The sequence below is a fragment of the Aureitalea sp. L0-47 genome (assembly GCF_026126405.1).
In the GTDB taxonomy this organism is placed as follows: Bacteria; Bacteroidota; Bacteroidia; order Flavobacteriales; family Flavobacteriaceae; genus Pukyongia.
Genome location: NZ_JAFMTQ010000010.1, coordinates 20,355 through 42,886, shown reverse-complemented (window position 1 = coordinate 42,886; position 22,532 = coordinate 20,355). Strand labels below are relative to the sequence as shown.

At 42.8% G+C, this 22,532-nt stretch carries 17 protein-coding genes; 7 read left to right on the top strand and 10 right to left on the bottom strand.

Annotation, left to right across the window (positions count from 1 at the left end; translation table 11 throughout):
• Window positions 1–18 precede the first annotated feature (18 nt).
• Window positions 19–792 carry a 3'-5' exonuclease gene (locus tag J1N09_RS10570; RefSeq protein WP_265200159.1) on the bottom strand — a complete coding sequence of 258 codons (774 nt, stop codon included), beginning with the start codon at window positions 790–792 and terminating at the stop codon, window positions 19–21.
• A gap of 51 nt (window positions 793–843) precedes the next feature.
• Between J1N09_RS10570 and J1N09_RS10565 the strand changes: the two genes are divergently transcribed.
• Window positions 844–1,458: a glutaredoxin family protein gene (locus J1N09_RS10565; protein WP_265200158.1), complete on the top strand. Its 615-nt coding sequence runs from the start codon at window positions 844–846 to the stop codon at window positions 1,456–1,458.
• Window positions 1,459–1,552: 94 nt separating this feature from the next.
• On the opposite strand, the gene J1N09_RS10560 is transcribed toward J1N09_RS10565, so the two are convergent.
• The 4 genes from J1N09_RS10560 to J1N09_RS10545 form a co-directional block, all read right to left on the bottom strand.
• On the bottom strand, window positions 1,553–2,887 hold the full coding sequence (locus J1N09_RS10560; RefSeq protein WP_265200157.1) for a dihydrolipoamide acetyltransferase family protein: 1,335 nt from the start codon (window positions 2,885–2,887) through the stop codon (window positions 1,553–1,555).
• A gap of 67 nt (window positions 2,888–2,954) precedes the next feature.
• Window positions 2,955–4,085: a glycosyltransferase family 2 protein gene (locus J1N09_RS10555; RefSeq protein WP_265200156.1), complete on the bottom strand. Its 1,131-nt coding sequence runs from the start codon at window positions 4,083–4,085 to the stop codon at window positions 2,955–2,957.
• A complete protein-coding gene (gene recR / locus J1N09_RS10550) occupies window positions 4,082–4,699 on the bottom strand; it encodes a recombination mediator RecR (protein ID WP_265200155.1) in 618 nt (205 codons plus the stop codon). Before recR ends, J1N09_RS10555 begins: the two co-directional genes overlap by 4 nt.
• A gap of 82 nt (window positions 4,700–4,781) precedes the next feature.
• Window positions 4,782–7,271, bottom strand: coding sequence for a VPS10 domain-containing protein (locus tag J1N09_RS10545; RefSeq protein WP_265200154.1), 2,490 nt, complete (start codon window positions 7,269–7,271; stop codon window positions 4,782–4,784).
• Window positions 7,272–7,390: 119 nt separating this feature from the next.
• Between J1N09_RS10545 and J1N09_RS10540 the strand changes: the two genes are divergently transcribed.
• Window positions 7,391–8,827 carry a sodium:solute symporter gene (locus J1N09_RS10540; RefSeq protein WP_265200153.1) on the top strand — a complete coding sequence of 479 codons (1,437 nt, stop codon included), beginning with the start codon at window positions 7,391–7,393 and terminating at the stop codon, window positions 8,825–8,827.
• On the opposite strand, the gene J1N09_RS10535 is transcribed toward J1N09_RS10540, so the two are convergent.
• Window positions 8,807–9,166: a CoA-binding protein gene (locus J1N09_RS10535; RefSeq protein WP_265200152.1), complete on the bottom strand. Its 360-nt coding sequence runs from the start codon at window positions 9,164–9,166 to the stop codon at window positions 8,807–8,809. The genes J1N09_RS10540 and J1N09_RS10535 overlap by 21 nt on opposite strands.
• 362 nt (window positions 9,167–9,528) lie before the next feature.
• On the opposite strand from J1N09_RS10535, the gene J1N09_RS10530 reads away from it, so the two are divergent.
• Window positions 9,529–11,970, top strand: coding sequence for a TonB-dependent receptor domain-containing protein (locus tag J1N09_RS10530; RefSeq protein ID WP_265200151.1), 2,442 nt, complete (start codon window positions 9,529–9,531; stop codon window positions 11,968–11,970).
• Window positions 11,971–12,182: 212 nt separating this feature from the next.
• Here J1N09_RS10530 and J1N09_RS10525 read toward each other — a convergent pair whose 3' ends face one another.
• The gene (locus tag J1N09_RS10525; protein ID WP_265200150.1) at window positions 12,183–13,190 is read right to left on the bottom strand and encodes a 3-oxoacyl-ACP synthase III family protein; all 1,008 of its coding nucleotides are present in this window, start codon (window positions 13,188–13,190) and stop codon (window positions 12,183–12,185) included.
• 148 nt (window positions 13,191–13,338) lie between these two features.
• Between J1N09_RS10525 and J1N09_RS10520 the strand changes: the two genes are divergently transcribed.
• Entirely contained in the window at window positions 13,339–15,789 is a 2,451-nt protein-coding gene (locus tag J1N09_RS10520; RefSeq protein WP_265200149.1) for an alpha/beta hydrolase family protein, read from the top strand.
• Between the two features lie 171 nt (window positions 15,790–15,960).
• On the opposite strand, the gene J1N09_RS10515 is transcribed toward J1N09_RS10520, so the two are convergent.
• Window positions 15,961–17,268, bottom strand: a complete 1,308-nt coding sequence (locus J1N09_RS10515) for an ABC1 kinase family protein (protein WP_265200148.1) — start codon at window positions 17,266–17,268, stop codon at window positions 15,961–15,963.
• Entirely contained in the window at window positions 17,269–17,934 is a 666-nt protein-coding gene (locus J1N09_RS10510) for a TetR/AcrR family transcriptional regulator (RefSeq protein WP_265200147.1), read from the bottom strand.
• A gap of 181 nt (window positions 17,935–18,115) precedes the next feature.
• Here J1N09_RS10510 and htpG point away from each other — a divergent pair, with 181 nt between their 5' ends.
• From htpG to J1N09_RS10495, 3 genes are all read left to right on the top strand, one after another.
• Window positions 18,116–20,002, top strand: coding sequence for a molecular chaperone HtpG (gene htpG, locus J1N09_RS10505; protein WP_265200146.1), 1,887 nt, complete (start codon window positions 18,116–18,118; stop codon window positions 20,000–20,002).
• A gap of 228 nt (window positions 20,003–20,230) precedes the next feature.
• The gene (locus J1N09_RS10500; RefSeq protein ID WP_265200145.1) at window positions 20,231–20,749 is read left to right on the top strand and encodes a phage tail protein; all 519 of its coding nucleotides are present in this window, start codon (window positions 20,231–20,233) and stop codon (window positions 20,747–20,749) included.
• A gap of 93 nt (window positions 20,750–20,842) precedes the next feature.
• Window positions 20,843–21,361: a phage tail protein gene (locus tag J1N09_RS10495; protein ID WP_265200144.1), complete on the top strand. Its 519-nt coding sequence runs from the start codon at window positions 20,843–20,845 to the stop codon at window positions 21,359–21,361.
• 14 nt (window positions 21,362–21,375) lie between these two features.
• Here the strand turns inward: J1N09_RS10495 and J1N09_RS10490 are convergent, their stop codons facing one another.
• On the bottom strand, window positions 21,376–22,452 hold the full coding sequence (locus tag J1N09_RS10490) for a hypothetical protein (protein WP_265200143.1): 1,077 nt from the start codon (window positions 22,450–22,452) through the stop codon (window positions 21,376–21,378).
• Window positions 22,453–22,532: the final 80 nt, after the last annotated feature.

Genomic DNA, 22,532 nt, shown 5'->3' with positions numbered 1-22,532 from the left:
ATTACAGCGTTAAGGGGTTTAGAGTTTATTGTTGAGTTTACTGAGTTTAATTCGCGTTAGTACCTTTTTCGTATACAGCGGAAAATCGGCATTGAGCAGCCATCCAAAGTAACCCGGTTCCTGTTCCATCACATCTTCTACCTTCTTACCCCTGTGCTTACCGAACATAAACAACTCATTTCCTTCCTTATCAAACCCGATATATCCGGCAAAGTCGGCAAAGTTCTTATGTGCACTGAAGGTTGACAGGAAAGTTATGTTGTTCTCCAGGTCATCGTAGCGATCCAGCTGTGCTTTAAGGACTTCGTAGGTCGCAATGGTATCTGCTTCGGCGCTATGCGCATTTTCGAGCGTCTTATCACAGTAGAACTTATAAGCTGCTCCCAGGGTTCGTTTTTCTTTCTTGTGAAAAATGGTCTGCACATCTACCGCGGAAGCTTTCTTCAGGTCGAAATCCACCTCTGCCCTCAATAGTTCCTCTGCCAGCAGGGGAATATCGAATCTATTGGAATTATATCCTGCCAGATCCGCATCTTTCATAAAAGCCTGCACCTTAGGAGCTAATTCTTTGAAGGTTGGTTCGTTCGCCACCATTTCATCTGTGATACCGTGAATGGAAGCCGCTCCGGCAGGTATGGGTATTTCAGGATTCACGCGCCAGGTATGGCTCTCCCTGTTCCCATTTGGGTACACTTTCAGTATGGAAATCTCCACGATCCTGTCGGACGCTACATTGGTTCCGGTAGTTTCAAGATCAAAAAAACAGATGGGTTTGGTTAAATTGAGTTCCATAGGCACGATTTGTGATACAAATGTACTAATTACTACTTTTGTGGAACTCTTATGCGGTATAAATTACTTCTAATAATCTTGGTGCTTTCGGCACATTCAGCATGGTCTCAGGGGCTAAAGGTGTTGATAAAAGAAAAGAAACAAGGAAAGCGCCTTGAACTGGTTGCTGAAAATAAAACACAAGACACGCTCAATGTGTTCCTGATGGTTAATGCGAAAGGCTATCGCAGGAGTGCTTCAAAACCCGTGATCAAAAATGTACCTCCTCTTTCCGAAGTCCCCATGATCACTCTTATTGAGCTCAGTGGGGTGGAGTCTATGTATACCTTCGACCTGGTTGTGAATGAAAAAGATAGTCCGATGAGTTTTTCCTACGATTCACCTGAACGGGATATCGAACGGGTCATGATAGGCAAGATCGTGATCTTCACGGCAGAGGCTTGCACCAAATGCACGATTCTTTCAGAAAAATTGGACGACAAAAGAATACAACATCGAATTATCGATATTCACCAGGATGCCATGCTCTACGGACAGTTCATGAGTTTTATCGAACGTAAACTCACTTCAGAAACAAAAATAAAATTCCCCGTTATCTGGGATAGAGATGATGTGATCTTCGGGTATGATGAGTTGGACGATATTGTTCTGAGATTGAGCGAATAAATCAGTAGGTTAGTAAACTAATAAGAGGTTTACTGAAGTATCAAAACCAGCATAACAAAATACTAAGATTCTAAAATACTAATATACTAAGCTACTAAACCTCTCGGTTCACATCCCAGGCTTCCAGGTGATCCGCAACAGCTTTGACGAATTGCCCGCCAAGAGCACCATTTACCACTCGGTGATCGTAGCTATGTGAGAGGAACATTTTATAACGAATCCCAATAAAATCACCCTCTTCAGTTTCTATAACGGCAGGCACCTTTCGAATGGCTCCTAAGGCAAGAATTCCTACCTGTGGTTGGTTGATGATTGGCGTTCCCATGATACTTCCGAAGCTACCTACATTAGTAACTGTATAGGTTCCATCCTGGATCTCGTCCGGCTTAAGTTGACCGGCACGTGCCCTGCCAGCAAGATCGTTAACTGCCTTGGTCATTCCCACCAGGTTGAGTTGGTCTGCATTCTTGATTACCGGAACGATCAAGTTTCCATCCGGCAATGCAGCCGCCATACCCAGGTTGATATTTCGGCGTTTGATGATCTTATCCCCATCTACCGAAATGTTCATCATCGGGTAGTCGCGCAATGCTTTCGCAACGGCCTCCATGAATATTGGAGTAAAGGTAAGTTTCTCGCCTTCTCTTTGTTGGAATTCGTTCTTTACCTTGTTTCGCCAGTTCCAGATCCTGGTTACATCACATTCTACAAAACTCTGAACATGAGCCGAAGTTTGTGTGCTCGCGACCATATGATGTGCGATGAGTTTGCCCATACGGGTCATTTCAATGATCTCATCTTCTCCGTTAACGGAAATAGGTGTTACTGGTTTGGAAACCGGTGTTGGCTTAGATTCCACTGGTTTGGAAACAGGAGCTTCTTTGGCTATGGTATCACCGCCCGATCTGCTCTTCAGATACGCCAGAATATCGTTCTTTGTTACACGGCCGTCCTTTCCACTTCCCGGAACAGCGTCCAGTTCGTTTTGAGAAATTCCTTCCTGAGAAGCAATATTCTTTACAAGTGGAGAGTAAAACCGGGTTCCATTACTTGCTATAATTGTTTGCGTACTTTCTTTAGCCACCTCAACACGTTCCGCGACTTCCGCTATAACTTCAGGGGTGGGTTCGGTTTTGGTTTCTTCGGAAGTTGTCTGTGGCGCTTCCACTACATTGGAGCTGGCCTCACCTTCGATCTCGATAATTGCAAGCGTTTGACCTACCTGGACCACATCATCGGCCTCGAAGAGCTTTTCCACCAATACTCCATCCACTTCGCTAGGTACTTCGCTGTCTACTTTATCGGTAGCGATCTCAAGTACAGCCTCATCGGCCTCAATGGTATCACCTACCTCTTTAAGCCAGTTCGTCACCGTAGCTTCGGCGACACTTTCACCCATTTTTGGAAGTTTCAACTCAAATTTTCCCATAGGAATCGTACGCATTTGATTTGCGCCACAAAATTAGTCAAAATTTGAATGTTATAAATTGTAAATCCTAAAAAAGAAGAACACTACCTTTTTCGTCACTTTTGTCACTGCCTAAAATAAAGTTACAACCCGAGGGGCGGATCCGGAATGAATTCCCCTTATTTTTCTGGGCATCCATGACCATGAATATCTGACTAAAGGACATATATTCCTCGTCGAAAACGAACATTGTATCGTGGATGTCGGCACTATTGAGTACTGCTTTTGAAGCTGATTTCACAGGTATTTCGATCTTTCCGGCCAGTTTCTGTAACAAATTCAGGTTATCGGTAAATATGATCGCTTCCTTTGTATTCTGAATTCGACCGCCAGATCGATTCATTGATAGTTTCCGAAGGAATTTTCCAATTGAAAGTCCGAAGTGAACCAGGGTATTGCTGAAGAAGTTCGAATCAAAATGCTTTCTGTAGAAAATATGCATTGCACCATAAAATCGATCGAGATACACCTTGTCATTCTGCGGACTTTCGCCCTTATAATGGAGTATCCCATCCGATCCCAGATAATGATTCTTATATCCCGATTTTAATACCTTGAAAGAGAAATCGATGTCTTCTCCGTACATAAAATAGTCCTCATCAAAACCACCAACTTCATAATAGATGGTCCTTTTTAGCAACATGAACGCTCCCGGAAGTACGGCCACTTCACCACTATCGCCCTCTGCAAGGTCATTCGCATAGTATCCATTCTCATGCTTGCCTATTCCTAATAATTTTTTTAATGAAGAAAATGGTGTTGGAATGTTTCGTTTACTTTCCGGCAGGTAATTACCAGTCCCATCCATCAATCGAACACCTAGAATACCTATATCAGGTATTTTAGACATATACTGAAACGCATTGATAAAAATGGAGTGTGTAACAGCAGTATCTGGATTCAGTATGCAGACATATTCCCCTTTTGCTTCTGCTACTGCCTGGTTATTTGCCTTACTGAAGCCTACATTATCGGTATTCCGAATTAAACGCACTTCGGGAAAGTGTTTCTCCATCATGGCGCAACTCTCATCCGAAGAAGCATTGTCTATCACGATGATTTCGGCATCGAGCGAAGAGATGGCACTTTTAACGCTCTTTACTGCCTGCTCCAGGAAGTATCGAACATTGTAATTCAGAATAATGACCGAGAGCTTCAACTTTTCAGAGAGGTTTCAAATGGAATTCTATTCACTATACTTCGACCCAGGGTTACCTCATCTGCATATTCCAGTTCATCACCTACCGAAATTCCACGAGCAATGGTAGTTGATAGCACCTCATAGGGTTCGATCTGCCTGTAGATATAAAAATTGGTGGTGTCACCTTCCATGGTGGAGCTGAGCGCGAAGATCAATTCATCCACCTTAGCTGTTTTTACCTTTTCCACCAGGGTTGGTACATTCAGGTCTCCCGGTCCTACCCCATCCATGGGGGAGATCTTTCCTCCCAATACATGGTAATGACCGCGGTACTGACTCGTATTCTCTATGGCCATGACATCGCGAATGTCTTCTACTACGCAGATGAGTCGACCATCACGGTTGGGATTCGAGCAAATCTCACAAAGGTCCTTATCGGAAATATTATGACAGTTCTTACAAAAATTTATCTCCGAACGCATCTTGTCAAGGGCCGTTGAAAGCAGCTCCGTTTGCTCCTTTGGCTGCTTTAAAAGATGGAGCACCAATCGCAAGGCGGTACGTTTACCGATGCCCGGTAGTTGCGCCATTTCGTTGACTGCGTTTTCAAGTAGTTTGGACGAAAAATCCATAGTTAATGATTCCCCGGCAAGATAAAAAAAATGCTTCAGAAACATGTGATTTCTGAAGCATTCCTAAACTCTTCGGAATTGATTACTCCTTGATAAACTTCTTAGTTGCTGTGCCTGCTTCCGTCTGAATCCGAACGAAATATACTCCCGGACGTAAAGCGGAAACATCAATTGCTTGTTTGCTTTCTACATCTTTCAGATTATGTGTCAACTTACCTGCAACATCAAAAATACGTACAGACGCAGTAGCTGCAGTTCCTGTAAAGATGCGCAATTCGTTACCGGCAGGATTCGGATAGACAAACACAGAATTCTCATTCACCAGGTCATTTCTACCCAGTATTATCGGATCTGCCATTGGTGAAGCCCATAGTCCGCGGCCATAAGTTGCAGCATAGATCATTCCATCTTCGTAGTTGATCTCCAATTCGTTGATGATCACGTTCGGAAGGTTGGTATTGTATGGTTGCCATTCGGTAAGGGTATCGTCTATATAATAAATTCCGTAGTTCATACCTACATAAAGACCATTACCCCCATTATTTTGCCATTGTACACACAAGGCGGAGAAGTTTGGAAGGTTTAGTCTATAATTCTCCCAGGTTTCACCTCCATCTGTTGAAACATATACTTTGTTTACATTAGAATTAGCTACGGCTATACGATAAGGATCTTCAGGATGCACAGCGATATAATTGATGGTTGACCCCGGGAAAGGCAATTGTGTCCAATCCGTTGAGCCTCCATCTTCCGTTCGGAAAAATTGATTGCCGTTGGAAGCATACATCACCTGGTTGTTTGAGGGTGCGATCTTCAATTCGTCGAGATTACCAGAAAATAACTGGGAAATCGGACTCCAACTAGCCCCCTTGGTAACCGATTTGTACACACGGTTATAGCCAACGTATATGGTGTTGTTATCCTGCGGATCTTGTTCGAACGGTGTAACCCACTCCCCGCTTCCGGGACCAGGCTCGTTAATACCAATTACGCTTGCCGCTGCATCTTCGGTTCGGTACATTTGCCCGAACTGTGAAGTTCCGTACATGATATTCGGGTTGTTCTTATCTACAAAACCTTCCATTCCATCGGCACCAAGCCAGTCTATCCAGCCATTTGCTGCGGTGTAAAAGGAAGAACCATTATCCTGAGAGCCTCCGGTTACCACCACATCGGAAGTTTGAGAAACGCCTATTCTGTACCATTGTCGGATTCCCATACCGGCGGTAAGGTCTGTGTAATAATTGGCATTCAAATTTGCTGTATCCTCGGCAACGTATATTCCTCCATCACTACCAACGTAGAGATCGGAGCCATTGAATAACATGATATCCACATCCGCGTGGTGATATCCAATGTTGGCATTCGCAGCTGCATTGGGGATCCAATCTGCAGTGCAGGTAAAACTAACCCCTCCATCCAAAGATCGCCAGGTGAGTATTCCCGCTATGTGAACCTCGTCGGCATCGTTGGGGTTAACTACTATGTCCATATCACGAGGTGCCTGCCCGCTATTGTCAAGGCCTGCAGTACTGTAACCAAAATAATTTAATCCTCCCTGATCAAGTTCCGTGAAGGAGCTTCCACTATCGCTGGAAGTATAAATACCATTGAAGGTACCCGAATCTGATTCTACCACATATACTTTTTCCGGGTCGTCCGGAGAAACACCAATCATCTTCGGACCACTATCAAAACCACCTATGGTAGTAAATGTCAGTCCTCCGTCGGTGGACTTGTGGAAGCTTAATCCCGATGCATAGACCGTATTTGGGTCACCTGGTTTGAACTCTACATCATAGGCGTTACTATCCAGGCCGGTATTGGACCATGTCGATCCTCCATCGGTACTGCGATATATTCCCGCATTTTGAGAACACGCAAACATAATTTGCGGGTTAGAAGGATGAACAACAATTTTGTTGATGAGCGAGCTACTCATATCAGCGATCATATTCCATGTTGCCCCTGCATCGGTAGATTTAAAGATGATACCACTTGAAGAACCCCAATAATAAACATCCGAATCAAACGGATCTATGGTTACAGAATACACATTAAGATTCGAAAAGAAATCGTTCAGCGGTGTCCAGTTTTGACCTCCGTCGGTGGTTTTCCAAACACCGCCGGTATTGGCACCCACTATCATGATATCGTTGTTTGTGGGGTCGATCGCTATCCCGGTAATTCTTCCCACTCCCGGGTTCCAGGAGGTAGTTGCGTTCCAGTCGGTTGGGCCAAGCTCCATCCAGTTGTCATTCATAGGCTGTCGATTTCCTGCTGATTCATTCAGGTAGGCGTTGTAGCGCTCGAATTCCGCCAGGTTTTCGGTAATGGTGGGCAGGAAACCGTCTTCTTTTACCATTCTCAGTGCGTTGTACTCCCATCGCTTGAATTGTTTGTACCCGGAACCCCGTCCTTTATCGCGGCCTTCGAAATAGGCCTCAGCAGATTGGATGACCTCCTGAACAGGATAAGAACCGTCGTCGATCATTTCCAAATATTGCTGTGAAAAGCACAGTTGGGCGAATACAAATAAGGGAATAATGCTAAGTAAATTTTTCTTTTTCATAGAGTTTTTAGCTTTAACTTATTTGGATTTTTTTCAAAATCTATCAAAAGTATTAAAAAATAAAATCGAATCGAAATCAATCTTTGTATTTTTAGGCCGTTCTACTTTCAAACCAACCTATGCAACCACTTCACATAATTTACCTGATCGCCGCTTATTTTGGAGTACTCATCCTAATATCGGCTCTAACGAATAAAGGCGGGAGCAATTCCGACTTTTTCAAAGCGGGTAAACGTTCTCCCTGGTACCTGGTTGCCTTTGGAATGATAGGGGCTTCCTTGAGTGGTGTCACCTTCGTATCGGTACCAGGATGGGTGGAGGCTTCAAAGTTCAGCTATTTCCAGGTAGTGTTGGGGTATACTGTGGGTTACGCCGTAATCGGCCTGGTCCTACTACCACTGTATTACAGGTTAAATCTAACATCCATCTACACTTACCTTGAGGGACGCTTCGGAAACAGTTCATACAAGACCGGCGCTTCTTTCTTTTTGCTATCCAGGGTCATAGGTGCCAGTTTCAGGCTGTACCTGGTCGCGAATATTCTTCAGGAGCTTGTATTTAATGACCTCGATATACCATTTTGGGTCACAGTTTCCATAACCATATTACTTATCTGGCTCTACACGTTTAAGAGTGGAATCAAGACCATAGTCTTCACAGACACATTGCAAACCTTGTTTATGCTCATTGCGGTAGGAGTTGCGATCTACTATGTTTCGGCAGACATGGGATTAGATGCAGGCTCTGTATTTGGTTTTATTGCTGAAAGTGATATGTCACAGATCTTCTTCTTCGACGACTGGAAAAGTGGCGATCATTTTGTAAAACAATTCATTAGCGGGGCGTTCATTGCGATCGTTATGACGGGTCTTGACCAGGATATGATGCAAAAGAACCTCACGTGCAGAAGTCTGAAGGATGCCCAGAAGAATATGTTTTGGTTTACCATCGTACTCACAATTGTCAATTTTATCTTCCTGGCGCTGGGCTTGTTACTCACGATCTATGCCCAGGAAAACGGTATCGACGCGGTTCGCGATCAACTGTTTCCAACAATTGCAATGAAAACTGAGCTTGGGCTCGGAATTGCCGTATTCTTTATGTTAGGACTGGTAGCGGCAGCTTATTCCAGTGCCGACAGTGCTCTAACTTCACTTACTACGTCCTTCAGTATTGATATCATGGAGATCGAAAAGAAATACGATGCCGCGAAACAGATTTTAGTAAGGAAACGTGTGCATGTGGCTACTTCCTTTGTGTTGTTGGGGGTTATAATTATTTTCAAATATATAATCGCCGATGCCACGGTAATAGAGAAGTTATTCATCTTTGCCGGTTACACCTATGGCCCCTTGTTAGGCTTATACGCATTTGGCCTGTTCACCAAATGGAATGTAAAGGATAAATGGGTCCCCCTTGTAGCCATAGCAGCTCCAATCCTCGGTTATTTTGTTGACGACTTCAGCGCCCTGTGGTTCAATTTCGAATTCAAATTCTTTATTCTAATACTGAACGGCGCCCTAACGTTCTTGGGGCTAGTACTGATCAGACGCTAGCAAAACCATACTGCAGGCAACGTCTACTTCTATACCGTTTTCGAGCAATAGATTAGAAAACTCAGGGTTTTCTGTCCCCGGATTAAAGATCACTCGTTTTGGATTTAGCGAAATGATATAATCGTAATATTCCGGTTGATGTTTAGGATTGAGGTATAGGCTTACGGTGTGAATATCTTCATACGGAAGCTTCTCGGTTCCTATTTTCACATCGTCTATCGTCCCTGTACTCTTACCAATGGCCTGAACCGGGTATCCCTTGTCTCTAAGTCGATGAATAACTATATGTGAATAGCGATCTGGGTTGGTTGTCGCACCAATAACTAGTGTTTTCTCCATAGCGTGATTTGGTTTTTAAAATCAGTGCAAAAGTATTAAATCTACGTTAAAAAACAGGTGTTGTGTAACAAAGCTTTGAAGGTTTCGTCTATTGAATAGAAATATTTCCGCTTTACTGTGAAAATTTTACGTTGATGGTTAGTGTTAATAATAGCAGTAAAGCTTCAAGCCCCGCGTTCTAGTCGTGGGGCTTGGTTTTTTTTACAAAAAAATTGAGCTATTTCTGTAACACATTTTCTCCCCAAACGTCTTATGGACAACATTCCGATTAATCGCCGGAACGTGTAATTGCTAATTAGGTAATACAAGGTATTTAGCAATACACAACCAATAATAATCAAACAACCAAACGCAATCAAAAGATGAAACAGTTATTTCTGGTGCTAGCACTATGTCTAGGAGTATTTTCTTATGCGGGTATCGATCCCGATTCTGAAATCAAAGGGAAGATCACAGGTAAAGTGATCGACAAAAATCTTCAAGAACCCATTCCCTATGTTACAATTGCCGTAAAGAAGCTTAACGGAGAGATCATTACCGGCGGTGTTACCGATGACTATGGTAATTTCACCATCGAAGATATTCCTGAGGGGAAGAGTATGGTGACCATACAATTCATAGGATATAAGTCATTCAATTCTGAAATTGAAATTCAACGTGGAAATAGGAATATCGATATGGGCAGTATTCTCCTGGAAGAGGATGTTGCAGCCCTGGATGAGGTAACTGTTGTTGCTGAAAGATCTACCATTCAGCAGAAGTTGGACCGAAAGGTGATCACGGTTGGAAAAGATCTTCAGACGGCTGGGCCCACTGCCTCAGACATCATGAACAATTTACCTTCGGTTAACGTCGACCAGCAAACCGGGGCCCTAACACTTCGAGGTAACCAAAACGTTCGTGTCATGGTAGACGGGAAACTAACCAACGTTCCGGTAGCTCAGCTACTGAGACAGATTCCTTCTACGTCCATAAAGCAAATAGAACTAATCACTAACCCTTCAGCAAAATACAACCCGGAAGGCATGAGTGGTATTATCAATATTGTCTTACACAAGAATGTGAATATAGGGTTTAACGGAAATGCCAGCGTAGGACTCACTTACGAAGAACAGGCCAAATTCAATAGTAATATTGATATGAATTACCGTAATGGTAAGATCAACCTTTTCGGAAACTGGGGGCATAACAGTTCAAAAAACGAGAATTTCGGTAACATTTTTCGACCGGATGACAACTCGGAACAACTGTTTGAATTCCTGGACGATTCGAGATCCAACTTAGTAAAGGTTGGTATGGACTTTTATCTTAACGATAATCACACCTTGTCTTTCTTTACCAACCAGAATTTCTTCGATGGCAGTACGGATGGCGTGACCGACATTTTATTTTACGATGATCCAATGTTCGATCAGATGCAAGACTTCCTCCAGGCAAGAGACAACCTTTCTTCTCAGTATAATTTCAACTACAAACTGGACTTCGACAAGGAAGGTCACAATATTGAGTTGGAAGCAGATTTTAACGCCTTTAACGGTGAGGAAGAAGCACTTTTCGAATTTACAGGAGCCTCGCTCATCAATGACTACATGGATTTTGTAGATACAGACCGGGAGCGCCTTACGGTTAATCTCGACTATGTAAATCCGTTAAACGAAAGCACTAAGCTCGAAATAGGAGCTGAAGCAAGGTTATTTGAAACCGAGCTGTTATACAATTCCACAGGGCAGAGCTTCAATTCACAGGGAGAACTGATACCAACTCCTAGTACGGATTTCGACTACAAGCGGGATATTTACTCTGCTTACGTGACCTACGGAAAGAGTTTTGACAAATGGAGCGTTCAGCTTGGTGCACGTTTCGAGACTGTTGAAGTAAAGGCAGACACCAATGCTGTACGTTCATTTACCAACGATTACATCCAACTTTACCCTTCGGCTTTCGTAACCTACACTCCTTCAGAATCAAATCAATTCCAGGTGAGTTACAGTCGCCGCGTGGACCGTCCGGGCCTTAGCCAGGTGAATCCTATCAGGGAGTGGAGTACGCCGCTGATTTCCTCCTTCGGAAACACACAACTGGAACCACAGTTTACAAATTCTATCGAATTTAACTATACTAAAAACCTTAAAAAAGGTAGTATCACCGGCGGTGTATTTTACAGGGCTATTGAAGATGAGATCAACAGAGCTGTCTTCGTAGATCGCACCGACCTCAGCAAGGTGATCCTTACCTTTGATAACTTCGACAACACCGATGCTTACGGTATTGAATTATCTTCGAATTACAGGCCAACCAATTGGTGGAATTTCAATTTCAGTTTTGACTTGTACACGCAAACTCAGAAGGGTATTACCGAATCCTTAAACAATCCCGGGGATAACCCAACCGTAAATGATATTTTTCAGGAAGTGGTAGAAGTAGATAACACAGCGTGGAACTTGAGAATGTTCAACAACTTTAAGGCTACTAAGAACCTCACATTCTCGGCCTTTGGATTTTACAGAGGGCAAAATCGAGGACTACAGTTCGAAGTAGAACCCATGTACTTTGTAAATATAGGGGCACGATACAACCTTTGGGAAGGACGTGGAACCTTTAGTGTGAATTACAATGATATTTTTGACACCATGCAATTCCAGTTCGACGGACAGAGACCGTTTGCCCAGGTAGGTGCTTTCAACTGGGAAAGCAATACAATTTTTGTAGGATTATCATATCGATTTGGTGGTGGAAAATACCGTGCTAAATCAAGAAAGCGTCGTGATAATGATGAGAAATCAGGGAGCGGTGGTATATTTTAATCGGTTAACTGCTTAGATATGTTATAATTGCGTTAAAATCGATAGCGCCATGCAACATTTGGCATAGTTTTTTAGTCTACTATTATATACCTGCTTAAACAGAGTTTTATAATTTATTTGAATTAGCCGTTCAACAATAATAAATTTATCAGGTACATATAAAAAGCCAACTGCTCACACAGTTGGCTTTTTCATTGATTATATCTTCAGGTCTACCAGCGGATCATTGCACTACCCCAGGTAAAGCCACTTCCAAAAGCCGCCAATACCACGAGGTCACCTTCCTTGATCTTACCTTCTTCCCAGGCTTCGGTAAGCGCGATAGGGATAGAAGCTGCGGTGGTGTTTCCGTAACGTTGTATGTTATTGTAGACATTCTCATCACCTAGTTTTAATTTCCTCTGAATGAATTGAGATATCCTCAAATTCGCCTGGTGAGGTATGAGCATATCGATATCCGAAGTCGTTAGGTTATTTGCCTGTAACCCCTCCTTGATCACCTCGCTAAAGCGAACAATGGCATGTTTGAATACAAATTGCCCGTTCATGTACGGATAATAAGGTATGTTTTCCTGGGGATTCTTTTCTATTATCTCGGGAACCCAATAACTGGTGCTAGGTCCTGGTAATGCAAGTTCATCCTTGTGTTTCCCTTCACTGTGCAGATGAGTGGAAAGTATTCCTCCTCTGCCTGTCTCATTTCTAGTGAGAACTGCGGCGCCAGCCCCGTCCCCAAAGATCACAGACACATTTCTACCGCGAGTGGTATAATCCAATCCGCCACTGTGGTGTTCACTTCCTATAACCAGGATATTCTTATACATCCCTGTTTTAATGAATTGATCCGCCACCGAAATAGCATAAACAAAACCACTGCATTGGTTTCTTACGTCCAGCGCCGGAACAGTGTCCATTCCCATCATTTCCTGAACTTCCACTCCACCACCGGGAAAATACATATCCGGACTCAGGGTGGCAAAAACGATCATCTCGATATCCTTGGGAGTTAATCCTGCTCTTTCAAGGGCAATTTCGGAGGCTTTCACGGCCATTACCGAAGTAGTATTACCATCGCCTTTCTTAATGTGACGACGTTCCTTGATTCCTGTTCTCTCCTGGATCCACTCATCATTGGTATCCATTAACTTGGAAAGATCGTCATTTGTTACAATATTCTCGGGTACATAAGACCCCAAACCTGAAATTCTGGATGTATACATTCAAATTTTTTTTATACCAAGGGGAAAGATAGGTATTCATCTTATTCGGGTAAAGTAAAATCGGAATAATATAGTATGCACGCATAATATCAGGTATGATTTTACCCTACATTTTCCGTATCTTCATGCAAACTTTGACATCCAGATTATGAAGAAAATAATTGCTTGTTTTGTGGCCTTTGTCGTCTTTTCGGGAGGCCTGATCGCCCAGGAAAAATTAACCTATCAGAAACCTCCAACCGAGATACTTAACCTGGTAGATGCACCCCTGGCGCCAACTGTTCTCATCGATTCTAAAGGTGAGAATGTAGTGTTGTTATACCGTGATGCATTTAAATCCATCGCGGAACTTTCGGAACCGGAACTGCGGTTAGGCGGGTTGAGGATCAACCCTAAGACCAATATTGGCAGCCGGACCAATTATTATAAGAACATCAAAGTAAAAAAAGCAAGCGACAAGGAGGCCACACAGGTTTCGGGACTACCAGCTACGCCCAGGTTGTCGAATTTTAGTATTTCGCCAAACGAAAAGATGGTGGCCTGTTTGAATACTACTTCGGAAGGTGCCGAAGTGTGGATATTGGATATCGAGAACGCCACCGTTAAGAAACTAACTCCTGCCAGTGTGAACGCAAATTTGAGAAGCGCTATCACATGGTTTGGGGATAACAACGCCATACTGGTAAAAATGCTGCCTTCAAACCGAAAAGAATTGATCAATACTGCTGAAGCAATTCCGGAAGGACCAACAGTTTCAACCAGTGACGGACAAAAGGCGCAAAACCGCACTTACCAGGATCTGCTGAAAAATCCGAATGATGAAGCGAATTTCGAACAACTGGCGCTTTCAGAAATAAAAAAAGTTAGCATTGGAGGAAATATTACCGACTTCCTCCCGGCAGCCATGTACCGAAGTATCCGTTTCTCTCCGGACGGGAATTATATCCTTATCTCAAGGATAGAAAGACCCTTCTCTTACATCGTTCCCTATTACAGGTTCCCATTCAAAGAAATTGTTTACGACAAGATGGGAAAGGAACTGATGGTCTTTAATGATGTGCCACTGAACGAAGTTCAGCCAAAGGGATTCATGGCAACAAGAACCGGGAAACGAAGTACTGGATGGAGAAGCGATAAACCCGCAACCCTATACTGGGCACAAGCCTTGGACAAAGGAGATCCCGAAAACAAAGTGGATCACCGAGATGCTGTCTACCAGGTAGCAGCTCCATTCACTGGTGAAGCTCAACTACTTCTGAAAACAGTTCAGCGGTTCTCAGGTATTAACTGGGGGAATGAATCAATCGCAATTGCCTACGATCGCTGGTGGAATACACGAAATACAAAGACCTATATCTTCAATCCTTCGAATACATCCATAGCTCCCAAGGTAATTTCCGATAGAAACTACCAGGACCGTTACAGCGATCCCGGGGATTTTGTGACCAAAAGAAATGAATTCGGGCGATATGTACTCGATATGAATAAGAACCTGGCGTATCTCATGGGTGATGGATATACCGAGAACGGACAGTTTCCTTTTATCGATTCGTATGATTTGAAGACAGGAAAGACTTCGAGGATCTATCAATCAAAGTATACCGATAAGCTTGAAAACCTCAATTCAGCAATCGATATGAAGCAAGGAAAGATCCTTGTCAGGATCGAATCCAAGAGTGAATATCCCAATTTTTATTTCAGAAATATTTACAAAAAGGATAAACTCACACCGGTGACTTCCTTCGAGAATCCTTTTAAAAGTCTTGCCGATGTTCATAAAGAAGTGATTTCGTACAAGCGCGACGACGGACTGGACCTGGAAGGTACTCTATATCTTCCGGTAGGATACGACAAGGCCAATAAAGAAAAAATGCCGATGATCCTATGGGCGTACCCACGAGAATACAAGGATAAGAGCAGCGCTTCACAAAGTACGAGCAACCCCAACGAATTTATTTACCCCTACTGGGGAAGTCCGATCTATTGGGTAACCCAGGGCTATGTGGTACTAGACGATGCAGCCTTCCCTATTGTGGGTGAAGGAGATGAAGAACCAAACGACTCCTTCCGAGCCCAGCTTGTGGGAAATGCCAAAGCGGCGATAGATGCAGTTGATAAATTGGGGTATATCGACAGGAACCGGGTTGCGGTTGGCGGACATAGTTACGGAGCTTTCATGGTTGCCAACCTGCTAAGTCATTCGGAATTGTTTGCGGCTGGTATCGCCAGGAGCGGCGCTTATAACCGTACGCTCACACCATTCGGATTCCAAAGCGAACAGCGTTCGTACTGGGATTCGCCTGAAACCTATTATACCATGTCTCCCTTTATGCACGCCGATAAGATGAAAACTCCACTGCTACTGGTCCATGGGGAAGCCGATAATAATTCAGGTACCTACCCGCTGCAGAGTGAGCGATATTTCAATGCGCTGAAAGGACTTGGTGCTCCGGCACGCCTGGTGATGCTCCCGAAAGAGAGCCACGGCTACCGGGCTAAGGAGAGTATACTGCACTTATTGTGGGAACAGGATGTTTGGCTGGATGAACATGTGAAGAACAAGAAAACGATCGTCACTAAAGATCAATTGAAACGGTAAAAAATGAAAGGGCGCTTCCTCAAGCGCCCTTTCTAAAACAACCTAACCAATAAAATAAAAGATAAATAGTTACTTTTTCATAGCAAATAGACTATCCCACCTTTTATAATGTAAAGATACATCATTTTGTTTAATATTTTTTGCCAATAATTAAACAAAGTTTGTTAAATATTACTTAAAGCTTCGGTAGTTATTGATCGTCACCTTGGCCTTAAGATCATTTAACAAGTTGTACAGTCCGAAAAACGTCCTGTTTATATATAGGAAATGTTTTGAACCGCGATTTCCGTTCATTTTCCTTATCTCAGTGTCTTTGGAATATTTGTCACTAAGCGCGGCTATCTTCCCAAAGAAGACCTCGTCTGAAAAATCAAAGATCTCGCTGTGGAAAGGCTGAGTAAATAAGCTTAGCATTTCGTAGAACAATTCCGAGAAGAAGGCAATTTCTTTTTCGGTATCATCCTCACGCAGAATTTCTAATTCGTATAGTTTCTTTCTGAAGATCTCCGGATCGTTGATATTTTCCGGTTCGGCCAATTCAAAATAGGGCGTATAAAATTCATTGGGTACTTTCTTTACGCAGCCGAAGTCAATAGCTATAAGCTTCCCTTCTTCAGAAATTAGAAAGTTACCAGGATGTGGGTCGGCATGAACCTGTTTCAATTCGTGCATTTGGTACATATAGAAATCCCAAAGTGCCTGTCCGATCTTGTTTGCCAACTCTCTATCCGTATTATAGGAAACAAACTCCGAAAGGTGATCACCCTCCATCCAGTCCATAGTAATGATGCGACCGTTGGACAATTCCGGGTAGTACCCCGGGAAGTCAAGATTTTCTATAGTGCTGCAGGCTTTTGAAATAAATTCGCTCTGCTCTATCTCCAGTTCATAATCTGTTTCCTCCAGCAATTTACCTTCTATCTCCTTGAAGAATTTTTCCGAGTCTTTACCTTTCAGATTAAACATCTTGATAGCCACCGGCTTCACCAGGGCCAGGTCACTGCTAATGCTATCGGCTACTCCGGGATACTGGATCTTTACGGCAAGGTCCTTCCCGTCTTTTTGAGCCCTGTGAACCTGTCCGATACTTGCCGCGGCAACAGAATGTGATTCGAACCAATCGTACAAATCGTTTGGCTCTAATCCAAAATATCTTTTGAAGGTCTTATTCACCAAAGGGGCCGATAGTGGAGGAACACTAAACTGCGCCAGTGAGAATTTCTCCACATAGGCTTTCGGCATAATGTTTTTCTCCATGCTGAGCATCTGGGCGACCTTAAGCGCACTACCTTTAAGACTTTTTAAGCCGTCGTATATATCCGCAGCATTGTTCTCGTTCAGTTTTTCTTTGGTAGTTTCCGGATTTACCAGTTTCTCGCCATAGTACTTGAGGTAGTTCCCTCCTACTTTCACTCCCGTCTTCACCAATTTACTGGCGCGAGATATTTTCCCTGTCGGTATGCTGTCGATCGTCTTCATTTAGTTCATCTTTTCTTTCCAAAGGAACTTTCCAAAGTCGAGTAAACTTTCCAGCGGTGTTGTTTCGAACACATCGAAGATGGCCCTTACCGACTTCTCGATAACCACATCGGTCTTTTCAAATGACGGTGAAGTGTCTTCCATCCAGTATTTCAAAATGAAGAGGGTTTGTAACCAGGCTCCTTCAGAAAAAACAGAGACGGGATGCTTGAGTATATTGAACTGCTTCTCATCGTTTTTGATCTCTATAAGTTCCGATGCAAACTCTTTAATATGACCCCGAAGGCCTTTGAGCTGGGCCATGTTCTTCATCATGTCCTTTTTCTCGCTTAAAGCGAACAATACGTAACTTCGGTTTGCAGTGAGCATTTCGAAGAAGGTGAAGAAGAAACTGAGCATCTTTTCCTGGTTCGAAAATCCTTCGAATTCCTTCTGCTTGTGAAGAAGTTTCATGGTACTATCGAAGAATGAATTCCATATTTCCTTCTGAAGTCCTTCAAAAGAACCAAAGAAAGAATAGAACTGCTCCTCTGTAAAGGAGTTCTCCTTGCAAAACTTATAAACGCTAATTGGAGACTTCTCGTGTTCCAGGCAATATTGCATGTATGCTGAGATTACCTGATCTCTATTGGGAGCTTTCTTTGTTGTTGATTTCTTTGCAGACATATCCTTTAATTTTGAATTCAAAAATACATAATGTTTAAGTTTATTGAGTATTTGTTAAACAAAATTGTTTGTTAAAGTTTATAGTCTGTGACATCATGTCATATCAGTAAAAATGGTATTCTATTTGACATAGGTGGAGCGATTGATCATTTAGAATTATTCAGAATAAAAAACACATACTATGAGTTCAGGTACTATTAATGTTTCGGTAGAAAACATATTTCCTCTCATCAAGAAATTCCTTTACAGTGATCACGAGATCTTTCTAAGGGAGCTAATTTCCAATGCCACGGATGCTACACTTAAACTGAAGCACCTTACCAATATAGGAGAAGCTAAAGTTGAATATGGCAGCCCGATAATTGAAGTTAAGATCGACAAGGAGAATCAGAAACTTCATATTATCGACCAGGGAATCGGGATGACAGCCGATGAAGTAAAGAAATACATTAACGAGATCGCCTTTTCGGGCGCCGAAGAATTCCTCGAAAAATACAAGGATAAGAACGGTGAAGATGCCGGGATCATTGGGCATTTCGGACTAGGTTTCTACTCTTCCTTTATGGTAGCAAACAAAGTGGAGATCATTACCAAGAGTTACAAAGATGAACCGGCAGCGCACTGGACCTGCGACGGATCGCCGAATTATACACTGGAAGAGGCTGACAAGAAGGAGCGAGGCACAGAGATCATTCTGCATATTAGCGACGAAGACACCCAGTTCCTGGAGGATGCACGCATTCGTGAATTACTGGTGAAGTACAACAAGTTCATGCCTATCCCGATCAAGTTCGGAACCAGAACGGAAACCCTTCCCAAGCCGGAGGATGCCAAGGAAGATGATCCTGCTCCAACCCTTGAAGTAGACAATATTATAAATAATCCTAATCCGGCCTGGACCAAACAGCCCACAGAGCTGGAAGAAGAGGATTACAAGAAGTTCTACCGAGAATTATATCCCATGCAGTTCGAGGAACCGCTGTTTAACATTCACCTGAATGTTGATTACCCTTTCAATCTTACGGGTATTCTATACTTCCCAAAACTTACGAACGACCTGAACGTGCAGAAGGATAGAATTCAGCTGTACCAAAACCAGGTGTTTGTAACAGACAATGTAGAAGGTATCGTTCCTGAGTTCCTAACCATGTTACGGGGGGTAATAGACAGTCCGGACATCCCTTTGAATGTATCCCGAAGCTATTTACAAGCGGATGGAGCTGTGAAGAAAATCTCCAGCTATATCACACGAAAGGTAGCCGACAAACTAAAGAGTTTATTCAATGATAACCGGGAGGACTTTGAAGCCAAGTGGAACGATATCAAGATGGTGATCGAATACGGTATGCTTACCGAAGACAAATTCTTCGATAAGGCACAGGATTTTGCATTGTATCCAACAGTAGACGGCACCTACTATACCTTTGACGAATTGAAGGAGAAGATTAAGGATCTTCAGACCGACAAAGATGACAAGCTTGTAATTCTTTACGCTTCCGACAAAGAAGCTCAGCACGGTTATATAGAGGCCGCCAAGGACAAAGGATATGAGGTCTTGCTACTGGATTCTCCTATAGTTTCTCATTTGCTTCAGAAGATGGAAAGCAAGAATGAGAACACCTCATTTGTGAGAGTTGACAGTGATGCGATCGACGCCCTGATCAAGAAGGAGGATGAGGCTATTTCGAAACTTTCTGAGGAAGAATCAGAAACCTTACAAACCATGCTTTCTGAAATTATTCCTTCTGAAAAATTCTCGGTCAAGTTGGAAGCCATGGACAGCAATGCTAGTCCGTTCATTATCACTGAACCGGAATTCATGCGTCGAATGAAAGAGATGCAGCAAACCGGTGGTGGCATGTTTGGAATGGGTGCTATGCCTGAAATGTACAACCTGGTGGTGAATACCAATCACGAACTGGTTGGACAGATCCTAAACACCAAAACCCGGAAAAAGAAAGAGCGACTTGTGAACCAGGCATTAGATCTTGCCAAACTGAGTAAGAATTTGCTCAAAGGAGAAGATATGACAGAGTTTATTAAAAGAAGCTACGACATGATCAAATAGAGATCATTTTTTTGAAGCGAAGACCGCTGTCCAAAAGACAGCGGTTTTTTTATGCTTATGATTTACGTATTTATACGGATACCACGATATAGCATGGCACAATAACTTAGCACCTGAAACTAATTAATATAATTCCAAATTTACTTATACAAATTATTTCGATTGCGGATCTAACGATAGCGAGAGAACGAATCAAACAAAAACTAATAATCAATTAAACACTTTATTATGGAACCATTTGTCGGACAAATTCAAGCCTTCGGATTTAACTTCGCACCTAGAGGTTGGGCACAATGTGCAGGGCAATTATTACCTATTGCACAAAATCAAGCATTATTTTCACTTTTAGGAACCATTTACGGAGGCGATGGACGAACAACTTTTGCGCTACCCGATTTACGAGGCAGATCTATCGTTGGTGAAGGTAACGGACCAGGACTGAGTAATATCACCATGGGAGAAAAAGGCGGAACAGAAACCATCACTCTTAACGCGAACAACGTTCCTGCACATGCGCACGGTGTTAGTGTACCTGTAAGCAGTACTGCCGGAGAAGAAGGTACTGCCAACGGCCAGGTAATCGCCGACCATGCAGGTGGCTTTAACGAGGATGTTACTGCCGGTGCTGCTCTGAAAGCATTCAATACAGCCAATGCTGGTAACGGACAAGCCTTCGGATCACGTAACCCATTTCTCGGAATTAATGTGTGCATCGCTTTAATAGGGACATACCCTTCAAGAAATTAATCATAACTAAGACTAATTGGTTTTTTCACTTATGATATTCACGGTAGTGACTAGTGAAATTTAAACCTGTTAATCATTTAAATCTTTTTAATTATGGAACCATTTATTGGACAAATTCAAGCCTTCGGATTTAACTTCGCACCACGTGGATGGGCGAAATGTGAAGGACAATTATTATCTATTTCAAGCTATACAGCGGTATTTTCACTTCTAGGGACCACCTTTGGTGGAGACGGAAGAACCACATTCGGCTTGCCGGACCTACGAGGCAGATCAATCGTAGGAATGGGGAACGGTGCCGGTTTGAGTAATATCAGCTGGGGTGAAAAAGGTGGAACGGAAACGATCACGCTGAACGCTAACAACGTTCCTGCACACGCACATGGCGTAAGTGTTCCAGTAAGTAGTACTGCCGGAGAAGAGGGTACTGCCAACGGCCAGGTTATCGCAGATAGCGCAGGTTCGTTTAACGAGGATGCAACAGCGGGTGCTGCATTGAAAGCATTCAATACGGCAAATGCTGGTAACGGACAAGCCTTCGGTTCTCGTAATCCATTCCTTGGAATCAATATGTGTATTGCTTTACAAGGAATATTCCCATCCAGGAATTAATTAAACTAAAATCCTTATTGATCAGGGCCCGTTTCACGGGTCCTGATTAGTTTTATATCCAATTTGGGATCATTTCCTGTGACATAATTCGTCGTTACTCCGTACACAGGAGCCTTGGAAGTGAAATCATTTACATCCCATGGAATGGTCAGTCCACTTTCGTTATAGGTCAGAATTTCATCTTCATACAACCTCATTTCTGTAAATATTGAGATCCTATTGTATTCTCTTAGTTGTTCTTCATCGAACAAATTCGTCTGAGAGTTAAACTGAATACTATTTTTCTGAATTACTTCTTTATTTATACTAAAGACAGTATCGATGATCTCATAGAACTCAATTACTTTTTCCGAATCAAGGTTGTGCATAAATGATTGTTGCTGTTTTGTGTTCACAAGGGCTAAAGAGAGGGTAATGTCCTCTGGGATAAGGATCAGATCACCCTTTAATTGCGGTACGAGATTCTCCACGATCTTGACTTGTGGTTCGCGTGCGAGCGCCTGTTGCAGACATTCAACCAGGAGAATGTCGACGTCATCGTTATCAACCCTGAATTGAGTTGCATCCGCACAATAACAATTTCTTATAAAGTCTCGTATCCCATAACTATCTATGGTGCTATTCAGCAATTTGAAGCTTTCCGTATTCACCTCTATGAGATCTAATTGAAGTTCCGATGGTGAGAAAATTTGGGTCAAAGGGAGTACCAGAGTTGCGAAGGGACCTGTTCCAACGTACATAATGGTTGCTGGTTTTCCCGCTTGTTTGTGCAAAACGGCATCTACAGCTTTTCTTACTGCTCGCACAAATCTTTTTGTTCTAATGAGGTCCTCTATACACAAGGCTGCCCAGCGGGTAGCAATGGCTTTACCTTCCTCCAGGTAAACATTCTCATTATACTCGGGAGAGTTCATATCCAACTTGTGATGCAGTTCCAGAGATTCCTTCCACTTGCTTAGCACATCTTTAAGTTCGACGTATGCGTGCGTGTTAGAAAAAATCAGTTCTGCGACATTTTTCAGTATCGCGACCAGGTTGTTATTATGTTGCATGGGAAGGGTACGGGAACAGGTTTTGAATATTTTTTTCAATATATAGAATTTACATTTCGCACAATGCTTCAGCAAGAAAAAAATGGATTTCAAAAATTAAATTAGAAAAAAAGAAAATT

Coding starts and splice junctions, on each gene's coding strand:
- J1N09_RS10570 (WP_265200159.1), bottom strand. CDS start 792: ATGGAACTCAATTTAACCAAACCCATCTGTTTTTTTGATCTTGAAACT.
- J1N09_RS10540 (WP_265200153.1), top strand. CDS start 7,391: ATGCAACCACTTCACATAATTTACCTGATCGCCGCTTATTTTGGAGTA.
- J1N09_RS10525 (WP_265200150.1), bottom strand. CDS start 13,190: ATGTATACATCCAGAATTTCAGGTTTGGGGTCTTATGTACCCGAGAAT.
- J1N09_RS10515 (WP_265200148.1), bottom strand. CDS start 17,268: ATGAAGACGATCGACAGCATACCGACAGGGAAAATATCTCGCGCCAGT.
- htpG (WP_265200146.1), top strand. CDS start 18,116: ATGAGTTCAGGTACTATTAATGTTTCGGTAGAAAACATATTTCCTCTC.
- J1N09_RS10545 (WP_265200154.1), bottom strand. CDS start 7,271: ATGAAAAAGAAAAATTTACTTAGCATTATTCCCTTATTTGTATTCGCC.
- J1N09_RS10500 (WP_265200145.1), top strand. CDS start 20,231: ATGGAACCATTTGTCGGACAAATTCAAGCCTTCGGATTTAACTTCGCA.
- J1N09_RS10535 (WP_265200152.1), bottom strand. CDS start 9,166: ATGGAGAAAACACTAGTTATTGGTGCGACAACCAACCCAGATCGCTAT.
- J1N09_RS10560 (WP_265200157.1), bottom strand. CDS start 2,887: ATGGGAAAATTTGAGTTGAAACTTCCAAAAATGGGTGAAAGTGTCGCC.
- J1N09_RS10565 (WP_265200158.1), top strand. CDS start 844: ATGCGGTATAAATTACTTCTAATAATCTTGGTGCTTTCGGCACATTCA.
- J1N09_RS10495 (WP_265200144.1), top strand. CDS start 20,843: ATGGAACCATTTATTGGACAAATTCAAGCCTTCGGATTTAACTTCGCA.
- J1N09_RS10530 (WP_265200151.1), top strand. CDS start 9,529: ATGAAACAGTTATTTCTGGTGCTAGCACTATGTCTAGGAGTATTTTCT.
- recR (WP_265200155.1), bottom strand. CDS start 4,699: ATGGATTTTTCGTCCAAACTACTTGAAAACGCAGTCAACGAAATGGCG.
- J1N09_RS10510 (WP_265200147.1), bottom strand. CDS start 17,934: ATGTCTGCAAAGAAATCAACAACAAAGAAAGCTCCCAATAGAGATCAG.
- J1N09_RS10520 (WP_265200149.1), top strand. CDS start 13,339: ATGAAGAAAATAATTGCTTGTTTTGTGGCCTTTGTCGTCTTTTCGGGA.